The 14,270-nt window shown below is 57.2% G+C and carries 14 protein-coding genes, 1 pseudogene and 1 riboswitch; of the genes and pseudogenes, 12 read left to right on the top strand and 3 right to left on the bottom strand.

The features are described 5' to 3' along the window. Positions 1-40: 40 nt before the first annotated feature. Positions 41-817: a hypothetical protein gene (locus AC3WQH_RS19215; protein WP_007776861.1), complete on the bottom strand. Its 777-nt coding sequence runs from the start codon at positions 815-817 to the stop codon at positions 41-43. Positions 818-927: 110 nt separating this feature from the next. On the opposite strand from AC3WQH_RS19215, the gene AC3WQH_RS19220 reads away from it, so the two are divergent. Then, a complete protein-coding gene (locus AC3WQH_RS19220) occupies positions 928-1,266 on the top strand; it encodes a YqzG/YhdC family protein (protein WP_005835540.1) in 339 nt (112 codons plus the stop codon). Here the strand turns inward: AC3WQH_RS19220 and AC3WQH_RS19225 are convergent, their stop codons facing one another. Both AC3WQH_RS19225 and AC3WQH_RS19230 read right to left on the bottom strand, forming a co-directional pair. Continuing rightward, entirely contained in the window at positions 1,267-1,890 is a 624-nt protein-coding gene (locus tag AC3WQH_RS19225; protein ID WP_005835541.1) for an SCO family protein, read from the bottom strand. A gap of 125 nt (positions 1,891-2,015) precedes the next feature. Next, positions 2,016-2,327, bottom strand: coding sequence for a rhodanese-like domain-containing protein (locus tag AC3WQH_RS19230; RefSeq protein ID WP_005835542.1), 312 nt, complete (start codon positions 2,325-2,327; stop codon positions 2,016-2,018). A gap of 494 nt (positions 2,328-2,821) precedes the next feature. Then, positions 2,822-2,930, top strand: a riboswitch (SAM riboswitch). 89 nt (positions 2,931-3,019) lie between these two features. Between AC3WQH_RS19230 and AC3WQH_RS19235 the strand changes: the two genes are divergently transcribed. The 11 genes and pseudogenes from AC3WQH_RS19235 (at position 3,020) to AC3WQH_RS19285 (ending at position 14,244) form a co-directional block, all read left to right on the top strand. Further along, entirely contained in the window at positions 3,020-4,324 is a 1,305-nt protein-coding gene (locus tag AC3WQH_RS19235; RefSeq protein ID WP_492332207.1) for a homocysteine synthase, read from the top strand. Between the two features lie 234 nt (positions 4,325-4,558). Beyond that, positions 4,559-5,614, top strand: a complete 1,056-nt coding sequence (locus AC3WQH_RS19240) for an ArsR/SmtB family transcription factor (RefSeq protein ID WP_005835546.1) — start codon at positions 4,559-4,561, stop codon at positions 5,612-5,614. Then, a pseudogene (locus tag AC3WQH_RS19245) lies at positions 5,614-5,925 on the top strand (MFS transporter); the annotation flags it as partial. The gene AC3WQH_RS19240 and the pseudogene AC3WQH_RS19245, both read left to right, overlap by 1 nt. A gap of 109 nt (positions 5,926-6,034) precedes the next feature. Next, positions 6,035-6,841, top strand: a complete 807-nt coding sequence (locus tag AC3WQH_RS19250) for an MFS transporter (RefSeq protein ID WP_492332208.1) — start codon at positions 6,035-6,037, stop codon at positions 6,839-6,841. A 50-nt stretch (positions 6,842-6,891) separates the two neighbouring features. Next, a complete protein-coding gene (locus AC3WQH_RS19255) occupies positions 6,892-7,830 on the top strand; it encodes an AAA family ATPase (protein WP_007776845.1) in 939 nt (312 codons plus the stop codon). A 4-nt stretch (positions 7,831-7,834) separates the two neighbouring features. Continuing rightward, positions 7,835-9,025, top strand: coding sequence for a DUF58 domain-containing protein (locus tag AC3WQH_RS19260; protein ID WP_005835549.1), 1,191 nt, complete (start codon positions 7,835-7,837; stop codon positions 9,023-9,025). A gap of 11 nt (positions 9,026-9,036) precedes the next feature. Then, positions 9,037-10,371 carry a DUF4129 domain-containing protein gene (locus AC3WQH_RS19265; protein WP_286085933.1) on the top strand — a complete coding sequence of 445 codons (1,335 nt, stop codon included), beginning with the start codon at positions 9,037-9,039 and terminating at the stop codon, positions 10,369-10,371. 155 nt (positions 10,372-10,526) lie between these two features. Then, positions 10,527-11,618, top strand: coding sequence for an ArsR/SmtB family transcription factor (locus tag AC3WQH_RS19270; protein ID WP_005835551.1), 1,092 nt, complete (start codon positions 10,527-10,529; stop codon positions 11,616-11,618). 1 nt (position 11,619) lies between these two features. Beyond that, entirely contained in the window at positions 11,620-12,429 is an 810-nt protein-coding gene (locus AC3WQH_RS19275; RefSeq protein ID WP_007776835.1) for an ABC transporter permease, read from the top strand. Between the two features lie 16 nt (positions 12,430-12,445). After that, on the top strand, positions 12,446-13,432 hold the full coding sequence (locus tag AC3WQH_RS19280; RefSeq protein ID WP_007776833.1) for an ABC transporter ATP-binding protein: 987 nt from the start codon (positions 12,446-12,448) through the stop codon (positions 13,430-13,432). Beyond that, a complete protein-coding gene (locus AC3WQH_RS19285) occupies positions 13,429-14,244 on the top strand; it encodes an ABC transporter permease (protein ID WP_197187075.1) in 816 nt (271 codons plus the stop codon). The genes AC3WQH_RS19280 and AC3WQH_RS19285 overlap by 4 nt, the downstream gene beginning before the upstream one ends. Positions 14,245-14,270 lie beyond the last annotated feature (26 nt).

The raw sequence follows: 14,270 nt of genomic DNA on the forward strand, positions 1-14,270 counted from the left end.
CGAGGCGTTCGTTTCATCCAGTCTTGACAATTCGACACATTCATCTTCGGTCAATAATAGAAAACTGATACGCAATCGCCGCTACTCTCTCATCCGTGACCGTACTGACCCGCTCCCAAAAGTTTTCTTCCATGTTTGTATCTTCTGTCCATACCGGCGCGATTTCCCCCGCAGCGAGCTTGAGCGGCAACGCCTGTTTGTCTTCGATGACGGCCCCACTTTCGTTTTGCAGGCGAACCAAAAGCTCAATGCCCAGCGGCTGCCCCGACTGGTTCCGGACCAAAATCAGGCTGTCGTAAGGTTGGCCAGCACACCTTTTCAGACAGTCCCTTTTGCTGTAGACGAGCGTGACGTCAATCGGCTTATTGCTCGACGCCTGCACGGGCACGGCCTGCCACTTGTTTTTTACACTCTGCACAACCGAGACGTACTCCACCTTCGACATAAACGGCCCCATGCCTAAAAAAGCCCCGGCAAACAGGAGAAACAGACCAGACGACGTGGCGAGAAACAACAGATTCATTTTCCAGAACGGTTTGCGCATCACAAAGAAAAAGACGAGGTACATAATAAAAAACACGAAGACGAGGAACAGGCAAAAATAAAGAAACAGCTCCAGATCGGCTTTGGTCGGAAGCACCGGAATGCCGTACTGTACTTGCCAATACACGTTGGCAGCGAGGCAGCCTCCGTAAATCAGCAGCGCTGACACGACAGGCGGCCACCATTTTTTCCAGAAGCCGCTCCGGCGAGAGCGCAGCGCAAAAATCGCCAGGATGAGCGGAACACCAAATAAGGGAATGAGCAAGTAGTACATGAAATCCCCCGCTTTCCAAATTGTAAATATTTTCTACGAATGACATGAAAAAAAGGCTTCAAAATAGAGGGCAAGCTTGTTTTCCAATACAAAAAAGGGGGTCTTACGCCATGCAAGCCTCTGTATCCGTTCGCCTCGCGCGAAGCGTCCTGACCGCCATCGCAGCAAGCCTGCTGTTATTCTTCTTCCAGTATGCCCCTGCCTGCGCCCAGCCGCCATATGCCAAATGGGGCAGATTGGCGATGCAGGAGACGATGAAAAAATATCCGCATGCCCAGATCGTCGACTACCTGCACGTCGGGCGCACAGCAAAAACGCCCACCACGTCAGAGGAGACGTTCAAACTCTTGCTCCAGGAGGGCAATCGCAGGTGGGCGTTACTCGTGCATATTGAATTTGAAAATCAAACCGAGCATGTCGTGCAGATCACGTACGAGGAATCAGCCTGATTAGTCCGCAAGCTGCTCCATTTCCTTCAGCATCTGCTCCATGTCCATGTCGGCTGCCATGCCGTAGGCGCGGCGCATGTTTCCATCGCCATCGACGAGGAACATGCGGGCGGTATGGGCAAAGGAACCGTCAGGCTGCTTCAATACGGCAATCCCGAAATCCTTCGTCACCTTTTCCACCGCCTGGGCATCGCCGCGCAAAAACTTCCAGCCGCTCTGATCCGCCTTGAACTTCGCCGCGTACTGCTGCAACACTTCTGGCGTGTCGAAATCCGGGTCAAAGGTGATGGAAATGAACTCGACCTTGTCGCCGAACAGCTTTTTCTCCTTGAGCTGCTCTTGCAGCTTGGACATGTTGTACGTCGTCGCCGGGCAAATGTCAGGGCAGTTGGTGAACATGAACTCGACCAGCCGCACCTTGCCTTTGCCTTCCGAAAACGTAAACGAAGTGCCGTCACTGTTGTCCAACGTAAAATCGGCAATCGGCTTCATCACGGGAATCGGCTCTTTTGCCATGTATTTGTAGCCCAACACGCCTACAATCGCGAGGATAATCACGCCTGCGAGCACCGTAAACCAATGGCGCTGCAACGCGGATCCTTGTTGCTGTGCTCCCTCACTCACGATTTTCTTCCTCCCCTGCTTCTCTCATGCGTCCGCCGCTATACCGCGTAAAAGCGCATGTTTCTTTTTGTGTGGAAAACGTCTCGGCGTTGCCAGTGCGGTCGTGACCGTATGGACCGTACGGCTTACACTTCCTTCTCGCCAGGCCAAGCCAGCATGCCGCCGACCATATTGGCAGCGTCAAAGCCAAGCTCACACAAATATTCGGTCGCTCTGTGGCTGCGCGCACCGCTGCGGCACACCATGACGACCGGGATCTCCTTGTCCAGCTCGTCGATGCGATGCGGCAAAAAGCCGAGCGGAATCAGCTTGGCTTCTTTGATATGGCCTTCGTTCCACTCCTCCACCTCACGCACGTCAATCACCTGAAGCTTTTCGTTGGCCGCGAGCTTTTCCAGCAGCTCCTGCGGGGTAATTTCCTTCACGCCATGGCTCATCGCGTATGTTCCTCCTATATGTACAATCGTTTGGTCGTTTTCTGCCACTCCCATCATATCATAGGGCCATGCCATTTTCTAACGACGCGGGCGGCGAAAGCGCGGAGATATAGGGACAAATTTGTGACAGTGTGAGGGTGGGTTTGTTTTTGGACAGGGAGATGGTTGGTCGGTACAGGCGGGTGACACATTTACAAAAATAACCATTCTATATATGAAGACTACTATACAAAACAGCATTCTCTTTTTGGTTTGGAAAAAGGCGGGTGCAAGAAACGCAGAGCACCCTTGGAGTGCGGGGCATCAGCCTGCAAACCACGTCAACAAGGCGTATCACACAGGTACTTTGGACGTCATGGGAAACAGCATGAACGGGTGAGCATGAACAAATCTCTCAACGCCTCAATCCCACCAAATCCAACCTGATAACTCATTATTGATTATTGACAGCGAAGTGTGGTTTTTCATACAATTATGACAACAACTGAAGCAACAGTTCATCAAGAGCGGTGGAGGGACAGGCCCTGTGAAACCCGGCAACCAGCAAGCGTGCCTTGCGCGGTGCTAATTCCTGCAGAATCCATAGATTCTGAGAGATGAGTGCACACCCGTGTATAGCCGGAGCCTTCTTCTCCTCAGAGGAATGCTCCGTTTTTTTATCCCTAATCCCCATATATAAAGGAGAGATAAGCATGTCTGACCAGCAACAATGGAAACCGGAAACCCTCGCTGTACATGGTGGACAAGAAGTAGATCCCGTAACAGGCTCGCGCGCCGTTCCGATCTATCAGACGACTTCCTACGTCTTCCGCGACACGGAGCACGCCGCCAACCTGTTTGGCTTAAAAGAGTTCGGCAACATTTACACCCGCATCATGAATCCGACCCAGGACGCCTTTGAAAAGCGCGTGGCACTCCTGGAAGGCGGCGTCGGTGCTCTGGCAACTTCCTCTGGTCAGGCAGCGATCACCTTTTCCATTTTGAACATCGCCCAAGCCGGGGATGAAATTGTCGCATCCAGCAGCTTGTACGGCGGTACGTACAACCTTTTTGCGCACACTTTGCCGCGTCTTGGCATCAAGGTTCACTTTGTCGATCAGTCCAATCCGGAAAACTTCCGGGCGTTCATCAATGAGAAAACAAAGGCGCTCTTTTGCGAGACGATCGGCAACCCTCGCATTGACGTGGCGGACTTGCAGGCAATCGCTGACATCGCGCACGAAAACGGCGTGCCGCTGATCGTGGACAACACGTTCGCTTCGCCGATCCTGTGCCGTCCATTCGAGCATGGCGCAGACATCGTCGTCCACTCCACGACCAAGTTCATCGGCGGGCACGGCACAGCGATCGGCGGCATCATCGTCGATTCCGGCAAGTTCGACTGGAACAACGGCAAATTCCCGGGCCTGACGACACCAGACCCGAGCTACCACGGCGTCGTCTATACGGAAGCAGTCGGACCGCTCGCCTACATCATCAAGGCGCGCGTCCAACTGCAGCGCGACATCGGCGCAGCCGTGGCCCCGATCAACTCCTTCCTGTTCCTGCAAGGTCTGGAGACGCTGCACCTGCGCATGGAACGCCACAGCCAGAACGCCCTGGCCGTAGCCCAATTCCTCGCCGCGCATCCAGCGGTCGAGTGGGTCAGCTACCCTGGCCTGGAAGGTGACGCCCACTACGCCCTTGCGCAAAAATATTTGCCAAAAGGCGCTGGCGCCATCCTCACCTTTGGCATTCGCGGCGGTGTCGAGGCAGGCAAAACACTGATCGAATCCGTGAAGTTGTTCTCTCATCTGGCAAACGTAGGCGATTCCAAGTCGCTCATCATCCATCCGGCCAGCACGACGCACCAGCAACTGACGGAGGAAGAACAGGCAGCCGCCGGGGTAACGCCAGGACTGATCCGGCTGTCGGTGGGCACAGAAGCGATCGACGACATCATCGGCGATCTGGAGCAGGCATTGCAACGCGCCGTTCAACCTTCTACTGTCAACTAAGTTTGCTTTTGTCTCGTAAAAAGTGGCACGCAACTCTCGCGGGAGAGGCGTGCCGCTTTTCTTTTTTCGGGTGCTGTCTTCTGCTTGCTGCTTTCAGGCGCTCGCCCCTCTTCCTGCCACACTCAACGATTCTGGTTCGAAATCCATCTAACCAATCATACGGAAAATATTGAATTTACAATTCAAAACATTTAAAATGAGACGTACTACAAATACTGGAAGGATGATCCCCTCTTGAAAGTATGGAACATCGGGAGCGAACGCACGACCTACGAGGTGCAATTCGCCTTTTCGCCGCTTTTTGAAGCAGCGCTGGGCATCGCCGTTGCCACTTACGAGCAGATTCATCACACGCTGGAGCAGCCGCCCGCCCACTGGCGCGAGCTAATCGAGGCGCTGCCTCCTGCTGTCCAGCGCGAGGTCGCTTACGCCAAGGCGCACAACACATGGAAGACGCTTTTGCATCTGCTTCACCAGTACCGCCAGCAGCCTTTTTCCGAGCTGGAGGCGTTTCTTGGCTACGTCAGGCAGTTGCCAGAGGAAGAGCTGCGCTACCAGGCACTGCCTTTTTTGGGCGAAGCGCAGCAAGCTTCCCGGCGAAAAGCCGCGCAAGGAAGCAGCGCCGATCGCGAACTGTTGCAGGCGGCCTGTCGCAGCCATCTCTTTTTCGAACGGTACATCGCCCATATTACTTCGGTGGACGCGGAGGAATTGCGCCAGCACCTGCTCGTGCTGATGGAAGGCTGGTATCAGGCGCACATCGAGCCGCAGGAGGAGCGCATCTGCCGCATGCTCGAACGGGAGATTGCCCAAAAGCGCGGCATGCAAGAAAAGCTCGACCCGGAAGCGCTGGTGGAATGGGCGACCGGAGCAAGCTATCCGCCTGAGCCGACTGTCACCCGCGTCCTGCTGATTCCGCAGGCGGTCTATCGCCCCTGGACGGTGCAGGCCGATGACGCAGGCTGCAAAATTTTTTACTACCCGGTTGCCGATGAAAACTTGCGCGAGCAAATCGACCCGTATCAGCCGCCGCAGACGCTGGTCCAATCCTTCAAGGCGCTCGGAGACGAGCAGCGGCTCCGCATGGCGAAAATGCTCGCAAAACAGGAGCTGACGCTGCAAGAACTGACAGAAGCGCTCCAGATGGCCAAATCGACGGTGCATCATCACTTGTCGATGCTGCGCTCCGCCCGGCTGGTCGAGACGAGCGGAACCCGCTATCGCCTGCGCAGCCAAGCGCTCTCGCAACTCCCGCTGCTACTCGGGCAGTTTCTCGACACGGACAAATGATGACAGCAGCCACGAGCACATCCGCCCTCTGGAAAGACCGCTCCTACCGCTACATCCTGCTCGGCCAGCTCACCTCCGAGCTGGGCGCCTCGCTCGGCACGCTCGCCAATAGCTGGATCATCTACCAGGTGACCGGCTCGCAGGCAGCCGTCGGGCAGATGTGGCTGCTCTACTTTGTACCATCGCTCGTCGTGCAGCTTGTGGCCGGACCGTATCTCGACCGCTATGACAAAAAACGCGTCATGCTGTTTTCGCAATGGATGCGCAGCATCGCGTTCGGCTGTTCCTTCGCCGCGATTGCGACCACGCCCGGCTCCTTGTGGCCGCTCTACTTGACCGCGCTCGTGAACGGCCTCGTCCAGCCGCTAGTACGTCCCGGCAAGCCAGTCATTGCTTCCTGCTCTCGTCCCAAAAGAACAGTTGCTACAAGCAAACGCCTATCTGGACAGCGCGCTGCGCATCGCTATGATCGCAGGTCCGCCGCTGGGCGGGATTCTCGTCGCCAGCATCGGTGGCGATCAGGTGCTGGCATTGGTCGCCGTCGGCTATGCGCTCAGTGGAGCTTTTCTTCTCCCGTGCAAAAACGCTCCCGCCCTCCCTGCCCGGGTGGCCGAATCGTGGTTTTCCATGTTCAAAGCCGGCCTCGCGATTTTTTGGGAAAAGCCGCTGCTTCTCTATCTGAGTCTGTATTCGGCTCTCGTACAGTTTGCGGTAGGGGTCACGCTCGTGCTCAACCTTCCGTTTGTGGCGGGAGAGCTGCACGGAACTGCCTTTCACGTCGGGTTGTTTTTGGCCAGCTATCCGTTCGGCTACTTGTTTGGGACGTTTCTCGTGCCGCGGCTGCGCAATGGACGGGAACAGCCGCTCATCATGCTAGGCTCTCTGGTCGCAGGCGGGGCGAGCTTCGTCACTCTAGGGTTTACCCATATGATCGAACTGGCGATTTTGATAGAAGTGCTGGCGGGTGTCGCCGCGCCGTTTTTCCAGTTGCACAGCACCCGTCTCTATCAGCTCCACGTCCCGCCCGCCATGATGGGGCGCGTCTTCTCCGTGCGCCTGCTGATCGTCCGCACGACCATGCCCGCAGGCATCTGGCTGGGCGGAACACTCAGCGACAGCGTCGGCGTTCGGCCCCTCTACGTCGCCATCGGCGCGTTAATTGTCGTCGCTGCCGTCGGCGGGATTACTTTACAAAAATTTGTAAAATATAGGATATTCCATGTATAATGAAATCCAGCAACTGCCTCTCCATCCTATCTACTTAAAGGAGAATTTCCATGACTCATCCCGCTCTGGATAGCCTTTTGACTTCCGTAAATCGCGTAATCGTAGGAAAAGAAGAGCAGGTTCGCCTGCTGGTGACCGCTCTGTTGGCGCGCGGGCACGTGCTGCTGGAAGACTTGCCTGGCATGGGCAAGACCGTGCTTGCCAAAACGTTGGCGCAGGCCATCGGCGGGACGTACAACCGCCTGCAGTTCACCGCTGATCTGCTGCCTTCCGATGTAGTCGGACTGCACGTGTTCAACCAGCGGACGAGCGAATTTGAACTGCGCAAAGGACCTGTTTTCGCGGACGTTTTGCTCGCGGATGAAATCAACCGCGCAACGCCCCGCACCCAATCCGGTCTGCTCGAATGCATGGAAGAACGCCAGGTCACCATCGAAGGCGTCACGCTGCCGCTGCCCTCAACGATGCTGGTGATCGCCACCCAAAACCCAATTGAATCGGAGGGGACCTATCCCCTGCCCGAAGCCCAGTTGGACCGCTTCCTGTTCCGCCTGTCACTCGGCTACGGCACGCGCGAGGACGCCAAGGAAATACTCCGCAGATTCCGCAGCACCTCTCCTCTGGAGACGGTGCAGCCAGTGATCTCGGTGGAACAAATCGCCGCCCTGCAAAAAGAAGTGACGGCCGTCCATGTCAGTCAGGCGGTAGAAGATTACGTCATCGACCTGACGGAATCGACGCGCAGCCACCGCTCCGTCGATGTCGGCATCAGTCCGCGCGCCATGCTCGCCCTCTTGCGCGCAGCCCAGGCTTACGCTTTTGTCTCGGGCCGCGCCTATGTATTGCCGGACGACGTGAAGGCTGTTTTCCCGAGCCTCGCCGTCCATCGCATCCGCCTGTCCATGGAAGCGGAGCTGCATGTAACCGAGCAGGAAGTGGTAGCGCAGATCATGTCGAGCGTGCCAGCCCCCGTCGAGGAAAGCGTGTAGCCGGATGGATACGAAGCAAACTTTTCATGTGATCGGCTTTGTGCTTCTGCTTTTCGCGCTGTTTTCCGGCAGTTGGTTTCTTTGGCTGCTCGGCGGGTTTTTCTTTTTCATGCCTGCCGCCCAAAAGTGGTGGGCCGAGTCGCTCCCCAAATGGATCAAGCTGGAGTGGACAAGCGATCAAACCCGCGTCATGCCTGGTACGCCTGTGACGATTACCGTGCGCCTGTACAATCGCTCCTGGCTGCCGTTGCCCTCGACATGGCTGCGCTTTTCCTTGCCTGAGCACGTCACGGCCGACGGCGGGGACGAAGTGAAAACGAGCAACCAGCGGACGATTGTGCGACTGCGCTTCGACTTGCCCATGCGCCAGAGCGCAGCCCGAACCTTGACGCTTACTCCCCACAAGCGCGGCACCGTCTGGCTGACGGAGATTCAATCGGAGACATTGCCGCTGTTCGCCGGGGAAGTCACTTCCTTGCCGTTGTCGCTATCGTTTTCCCTGCTCGTCTACCCGTTGCCGCTGCCGCTGCCTCCGCTGTCACTGGAAGAGACGCAGCCGGACGGAGGCAGGCTCTCGCGCCAACGGCAACAGGAGGATGTCACTTTTTTGCGGGGAGCGCGGCCGTATATGCCCGGGGATCGGTTCAAGCATATTCATTGGAAAGCGACTGCCAAGACGGGCACGCTCGAGACAAGGCTGTTCGAGCACACCGCCCATCCAAACTGGCGGATCGTCGGCCATATTTTGCCGTCCTATGAACCGTTGCAGCAGCGGCATAACGATGTCGTCAATGAACGGATTATATCCAGCCTTGCTGCGCTGTCCATGCTGTGCCGGAAAAAGTCGATTGGCTACGAGCTGCTTCTCACCGTCAAGCAGCGCGGCCGCGAGCATTTTCACATGCCTGCCGGCAGCGGCAAGACGCACCATCTGCACGTCATGACCCAACTCGCGCAAATGCACCATTATGTGACGACGCCGCTAGCCAGCCTGCTCCGCCGTCTGGAGGAAAGTCCGGCCAAGGAAGCGATCATCCTCGTGACGGCGCGGCCGGAGGAATTGCCCCAGACGACTTTGGAGCGATTGGTGCGGCGCGGACACAACATTGCCGTGCTCGACGTATCCGGGGAACAGGCTACGGTCAGGCGGTATGAACAGGCGCGTCTGGAAAAAAGGAGCGTGATGGCGCGATGAGCTTTTCCCTCGTGAGCCGATGGACGCTTACTTTTTGGCTGGAGGCGCTGCTCGTTGGCGGTTCGCTGATGATGCTTGGCTGGATGACGGCAGACTTTGGCGCGCTGCTGTTCTTTTGCCTCGCTGGCTGTCTGCTCCTGATCGCGGGAAGCTGGCTGTATCACCACGGCGGCCGCCATACCGTGTTGCATCTCTTGCTCTATCCGTTTGTGCTTGGCGTCGGGGTGCTCAGCTTTGTTCTGTTCGGCTCGTGGCTGATCGCCCTCGCCCTGGCAGGCGTCTTTTTTTGGCGGATTCAGGGAGCGGCTGCAAACGGGATCAACCATGTCAGTCTGCTGCGGCGGTTCGTTCTGGCCTTTATGGTTTGCCTGATCCAGTTGGTTGTCGCGGCTCTGTACGGAACTGCCGTTGATTCGGAGACGTTTTCGCCTGCCCCTTACTTCGGCATGCTCGCCCTCGTGACCGCAAGCTACGTGCTGATCGCGGTCGGGGCTTACCTGCTGCGGGAGGAAGCCCTTCCCATCCGCCTGCCTGCCCGCCTCCGCCTGATGCTCGCGGGTCAGGTGCTGGGGACGCGCCTGCTTGTGACAGTTGGCTATGTGGCGGCTGCCTCTGCCCTGCTCGGTTTGTTGAGCCTGCTCTGGTCGTGGGTGAAAGGACCGCTTGGCACCGGGCTTTACATGCTGATCGAGCCTGCCTTGCAGATGCTGGCGGAGTGGATTTCCGGGCTGTCGCAAGTATTGGACAAAGACCAGCGCGTTCATAATGTGCTGAACAACGAAGGGCAAGGCGGCAATCCTCCCCTGGAACCCGTCAGTCAGGGCGAACCGCTCTTTTCCTTGCTGGAGCCTTATCTGATCTCGCTTTTCGTCGTCGTAGCGCTGTTTCTGTTGGGCAGGTACATGTGGAAACGGCGCAATCGCAACTGGCAGGCGGAGCCAAAAGCAGTCACGGCAGCCCCGGCGATTGATCTGGCCCCGCTGCCCCCCGCTGCTGAAGGCGAAGCGGCGGAATGGGATGTCTCCAAATGGTTCAAAAAACCGCTTGGCCCCGCAGACGACGCGACCCGCTACGCCTACTTCCAGTTTTTGCAGACGATGGGCAAGCAAGGTGTCACGATCCACCCGCATGAAACGACGCAGGAGTTTTTGCAGCGGCTGCAAAAGCATCCTGCGCTGACGGCGGCACAACTGGAGCTGGCAGGCAAAATCACCGACTTTTACGAGCAGTATCGTTACCAGGAACATCCCTTGTCGCAGCAAGAACTTGCGGACATGCAGCAAGCTGTCCAGGCGCTGGTGGCCTATGAGCAGACCAGCAGTCCGAGTGAACCAAAAGAAGTGTAACGGGCACGATCATGAAGCAACCACGCGCTCCCGGCGTCTGTGGTTGCTTTTTTTCGCTTGACAACCGTTTCTTCCTCTTGCATAATTTTTTCACTTTTGCCCACTCGTAAATTCAATTCACCAAACGGTTAATCAAAAAGAAAGGAGGCTTCGCAATGCAAGACCTGGCTGCCTGGCTGCAAAAGCATTTGTCGATTGCGTACGTGCCGGGTCACGAGTTTTTTCTCAGCCTGCACGTGCTCGCCAACCCTGACCACCACACGAGCCGTCTTGGCTGGGCGCAGGAGTCTCTCTCCGCGCTTCCCGCATCGCTTGTGAAAAAGCTGCACCAGTTCAGCAACATGTCCAACCAGTTTCTCGATGCAATGGACTTCCTGGTGCCGTGGGAGGAGCGATACGAGCATTCCGTCGAGGCCAGCCTGGAGCAGTTGCAGGCAATGGATGCGGCACAGTTTGCCCAGTTGATGCTGGGGCCTGTCTATCACCCCCGGCAACTGCAACAGTGGATGCAAGGGCACACGGACGATCTGTTTGAGCAGCTCAAGCCGGAGCATCGGGAGTTACTGCGGCATCCCTTGTCCACAAAACGCCGTTTTCTTGAGTTTTGCCACGCCTACCTCCCTTTTTTCCGGGCAGAGGAACGGCGCATCGAACCTTGGCTGGTACGCGCGGTCCACGAGGGACAGGAGCGGATTGCCGCGGATCCGGTCGGCTTTTTGGCGCAGGTGCATCCTCGGCTGAAGGTGCATGAGAACTTTTTGCAGTTTCACAAAGCGCAGACGTACACCTTCGCCTACTCCGAGCTGGCGGGCATCCACCTGCGCGCCTCTACCTTCGTCTCGCCCCACCTGCTGCTCGGCATTTGCGGGGAGCATATTTCCGTCGGCTTTGCGGTCGACGTTCCGGGCATCTCTACAGCCTCAACCATTCCCGCGGACTTCACGCTGAAAATGAAGGTGTTCAGCGACCCGACGCGGACGGCCATTCTCAAGTCGCTGCTCGATCACCCTTACTGCACGCAGCAGTTGGCAGACTTGCACGGCATCAGCGAGCCAGCCGTCAACAAGCATTTGAAGCTGCTGGTAGAGGCGGGCTTCGTCTGGAGCGAGCGGCGCGGTCGGTACGTGTTTTACCGCGGCATCACTTCCCGGCTGGAACAACTGGCTGTCGATCTTCACGAGTTCATCGACATGCCTGCCCCTGGCCTTGCACTCTCGCCGCCAAAACCATCTGAACGGAGGAACTGACGTGTTTCGAGTTGCCAAAGCAACCTTTGTCCGCAATACGCTGGTGATGATGCGCGCCTACCCGTGGTCGTTCGTCATCGGCCACATCCTGTCTGGCGTGTACACCGTGCTGTTCGCCTACTTTGCCTATCATTACGTATTTGCCGGGCAGTTGGACGGCCGTTTCCTGCATTTGACGGGGACAGACGATTATTTGTCCTACGCCATTTTGGGCGGCGCCTTCTACGCTTTTGCCGTCTCCACGCTGATGAATGTCAGCCGCTCGCTCATTACCGAGCTGCGGGAAGGAACACTGGAGGCGGTATTGCTCACCCCGTCCCTACGCAGAGGATACTTTTTGGGCAACGTTGCCCAACAGCTCATGCGCACAGTGTTTGAATTTTCCGTCATCGTCATCGTCGGCGCCTTGTTCGGGCTTACGCTTGTCCACGCCCACATCGGGAGCGCTATCGTTGTCTGGCTTTTGTCTACCGGGGCGTTTTTCTGTCAGGCGCTCGTCTTGGGCAGCCTGATGCTGCGCTTTCGCGATACGTACATCACGCAAAACACGCTGTTTGTCATCATGGCGTTTGTATCCGGCGTCACGTTTCCCATCCCGTACTTGCCGGAATGGCTGCAGCCGCTGGGCGCGATCATGCCGCTTGCCCCTGCGCTGGACGCTTTTCGCCAATGCGTGATCCAGGGCAAGCCGCTGATCGCCGTTTCCCCACAGCTTTTCCACATGGCGGCTCTGTCGCTCGTCTACCTCGCGATCGGCGTGTGGGGCATGCGGCGGATGGAAAAGCGCGTCGTCGAATCAATCTTTGGATAACAGGAGGTTTTTTCTCATGCTGATTGTGGAAAATGTGCGGAAAGTATATCGGGTGAAGGAGAAAAAAGGCTGGCTCCGGCAGCAATGGAAACAGGTCGAGGCGGTCTCCGACGTTTCGTTTCGGATGGTGCCCGGCAAAATCATCGGGCTGTTGGGCATCAACGGCGCGGGAAAGACGACGACGATCAAAATGTGCTCCACGCTGCTCACCCCGACCAGCGGCACGATTACGGTTGACGGATATGACGCGGTAAAAGACGATCGGTTCGTGAAGGCCAAGGTCAACATGATTGCGGGCGGCGAACGGATGCTGTACTGGCGGTTGACCGGGCGGGAAAACTTGCAGTATTTCGGCAGCTTGTACGGACTGCACGGCCAGGCGCTGCGCAGCCGGATTGACGCCTTGCTTTTGCAGGTCGGACTGCTGGACGCGGCCGATACGCCTGTCGAGCGCTACTCCAAAGGGATGAAGCAACGGCTGCAAATCGCCCGCGGACTCATCAACGACCCGCGCTACCTGTTCCTGGATGAGCCGACGCTGGGGCTGGACGCGCCCATCGCCAGACAGCTTCGCAAGCATGTCAAGGAACTGGCTGTAGAGCACGGAAAAGCGATTCTTTTGACCAGCCACTACATCCACGAGGTCGAGGAACTGTGTGACGAGGTGTACATCATCGACAAAGGAAAGCTCGTCGCCCACGACACGCCCGAGCAGTTGACTCGCTCGCTCCACCTGGAGACGGCTTTGCACGTCGTGATCCCCGCCCTCTCCGACACGCTGGACACCGATCTGCAAAAGCTCGCCCTGCGCCACGGCGGCACGCGGGAAATCGCGGAGACGGACGAACAGACATGGGAAGTGACCTTGCGCGGCAAAACCGATATGACGACTCCGCTGCTCTCGCTTTTGGCCGCCCACCAATCGCCTGTCCTGCGCCTGCACACCGAGCAGCCGTCGCTGGAGGACGTCATCCTGCACATGGCGGAAAGGAGAGGCGCATGAAACAGCTCGCTTCCTTGCTGTGGGCGGAAATGGTGAAGGAGCACCGCCATTCTTTTCACAGCAAAATGGTGTACTTCAGCCTGCTCATCTGGCCAGCCATCATGTTTGTGACCGCGTATTATTCTTTTGCCCCTTTTCGCCTGGGGGCTGACTCGCCGCTTGCCCGCTTTCTCTCGCCGGAACAACTGCCCCTGTTTTTGCTGACCGGGTATCTCGGCTATATTTTTTTCTGGTGCCTGGTGCAGTCTGCCTGGCAAATGAGCTTTGAGCGGGAGGCGGGGACGATGGAGATGATTTTTATCAGCCCGGTCAATCGTCTGGCCTTTCTATACGGACGCTCGCTGTCTTCGCTCGTCGAGGGGGTCTGGCTGTTCTTTTGCTTCACGCTGCTTGCGCTTTTGTTCGTCGGCGGCGTTCACCTGAGCGGATGGTGGGCAGTGCCGCTCGCCTTTGTCGTCCTGCTCGGCTCGGCGATCGTCTGGGGTGGATTTTTGAGCGTCCTGTTTCTGTTTTCCCGCGATTCCAGCTTTTTGTACACCGTGCTGGATGAGCCGATGCTGATTTTCTCCGGCGTCCGCCTCCCGCCCATGGCTTATCCGCTCTGGGCCAAGGCGATTTCCTTTTGCTTTCCGTTGACCTACGCTCTCCAGCTCGTGCGCGGTTTGCTGATGGAAGGGGCTTCGCTCGCGTCCTTGCTGCCCGAATTGGCGCTTTTGGTCGGTGTCTTGCTTGTGCTGGTGATGGCGACGGTCCTGCTGTTGAAAAAAGCGGAAAGGCATATGAAAGAGACGGGGAATATGGTGATGTATTGAGGTTTTTCTGGAAAATCAAGGATGGG

The sequence above is a fragment of the Brevibacillus sp. FW301-21C12A genome, assembly GCF_058788915.1.

Coding starts and splice junctions, on each gene's coding strand:
- AC3WQH_RS19215 (WP_007776861.1), bottom strand. CDS start 817: ATGTACTACTTGCTCATTCCCTTATTTGGTGTTCCGCTCATCCTGGCG.
- AC3WQH_RS19220 (WP_005835540.1), top strand. CDS start 928: ATGCAAGCCTCTGTATCCGTTCGCCTCGCGCGAAGCGTCCTGACCGCC.
- AC3WQH_RS19230 (WP_005835542.1), bottom strand. CDS start 2,327: ATGAGCCATGGCGTGAAGGAAATTACCCCGCAGGAGCTGCTGGAAAAG.
- AC3WQH_RS19235 (WP_492332207.1), top strand. CDS start 3,020: ATGTCTGACCAGCAACAATGGAAACCGGAAACCCTCGCTGTACATGGT.
- AC3WQH_RS19255 (WP_007776845.1), top strand. CDS start 6,892: ATGACTCATCCCGCTCTGGATAGCCTTTTGACTTCCGTAAATCGCGTA.
- AC3WQH_RS19260 (WP_005835549.1), top strand. CDS start 7,835: ATGGATACGAAGCAAACTTTTCATGTGATCGGCTTTGTGCTTCTGCTT.
- AC3WQH_RS19270 (WP_005835551.1), top strand. CDS start 10,527: ATGCAAGACCTGGCTGCCTGGCTGCAAAAGCATTTGTCGATTGCGTAC.
- AC3WQH_RS19280 (WP_007776833.1), top strand. CDS start 12,446: ATGCTGATTGTGGAAAATGTGCGGAAAGTATATCGGGTGAAGGAGAAA.
- AC3WQH_RS19285 (WP_197187075.1), top strand. CDS start 13,429: ATGAAACAGCTCGCTTCCTTGCTGTGGGCGGAAATGGTGAAGGAGCAC.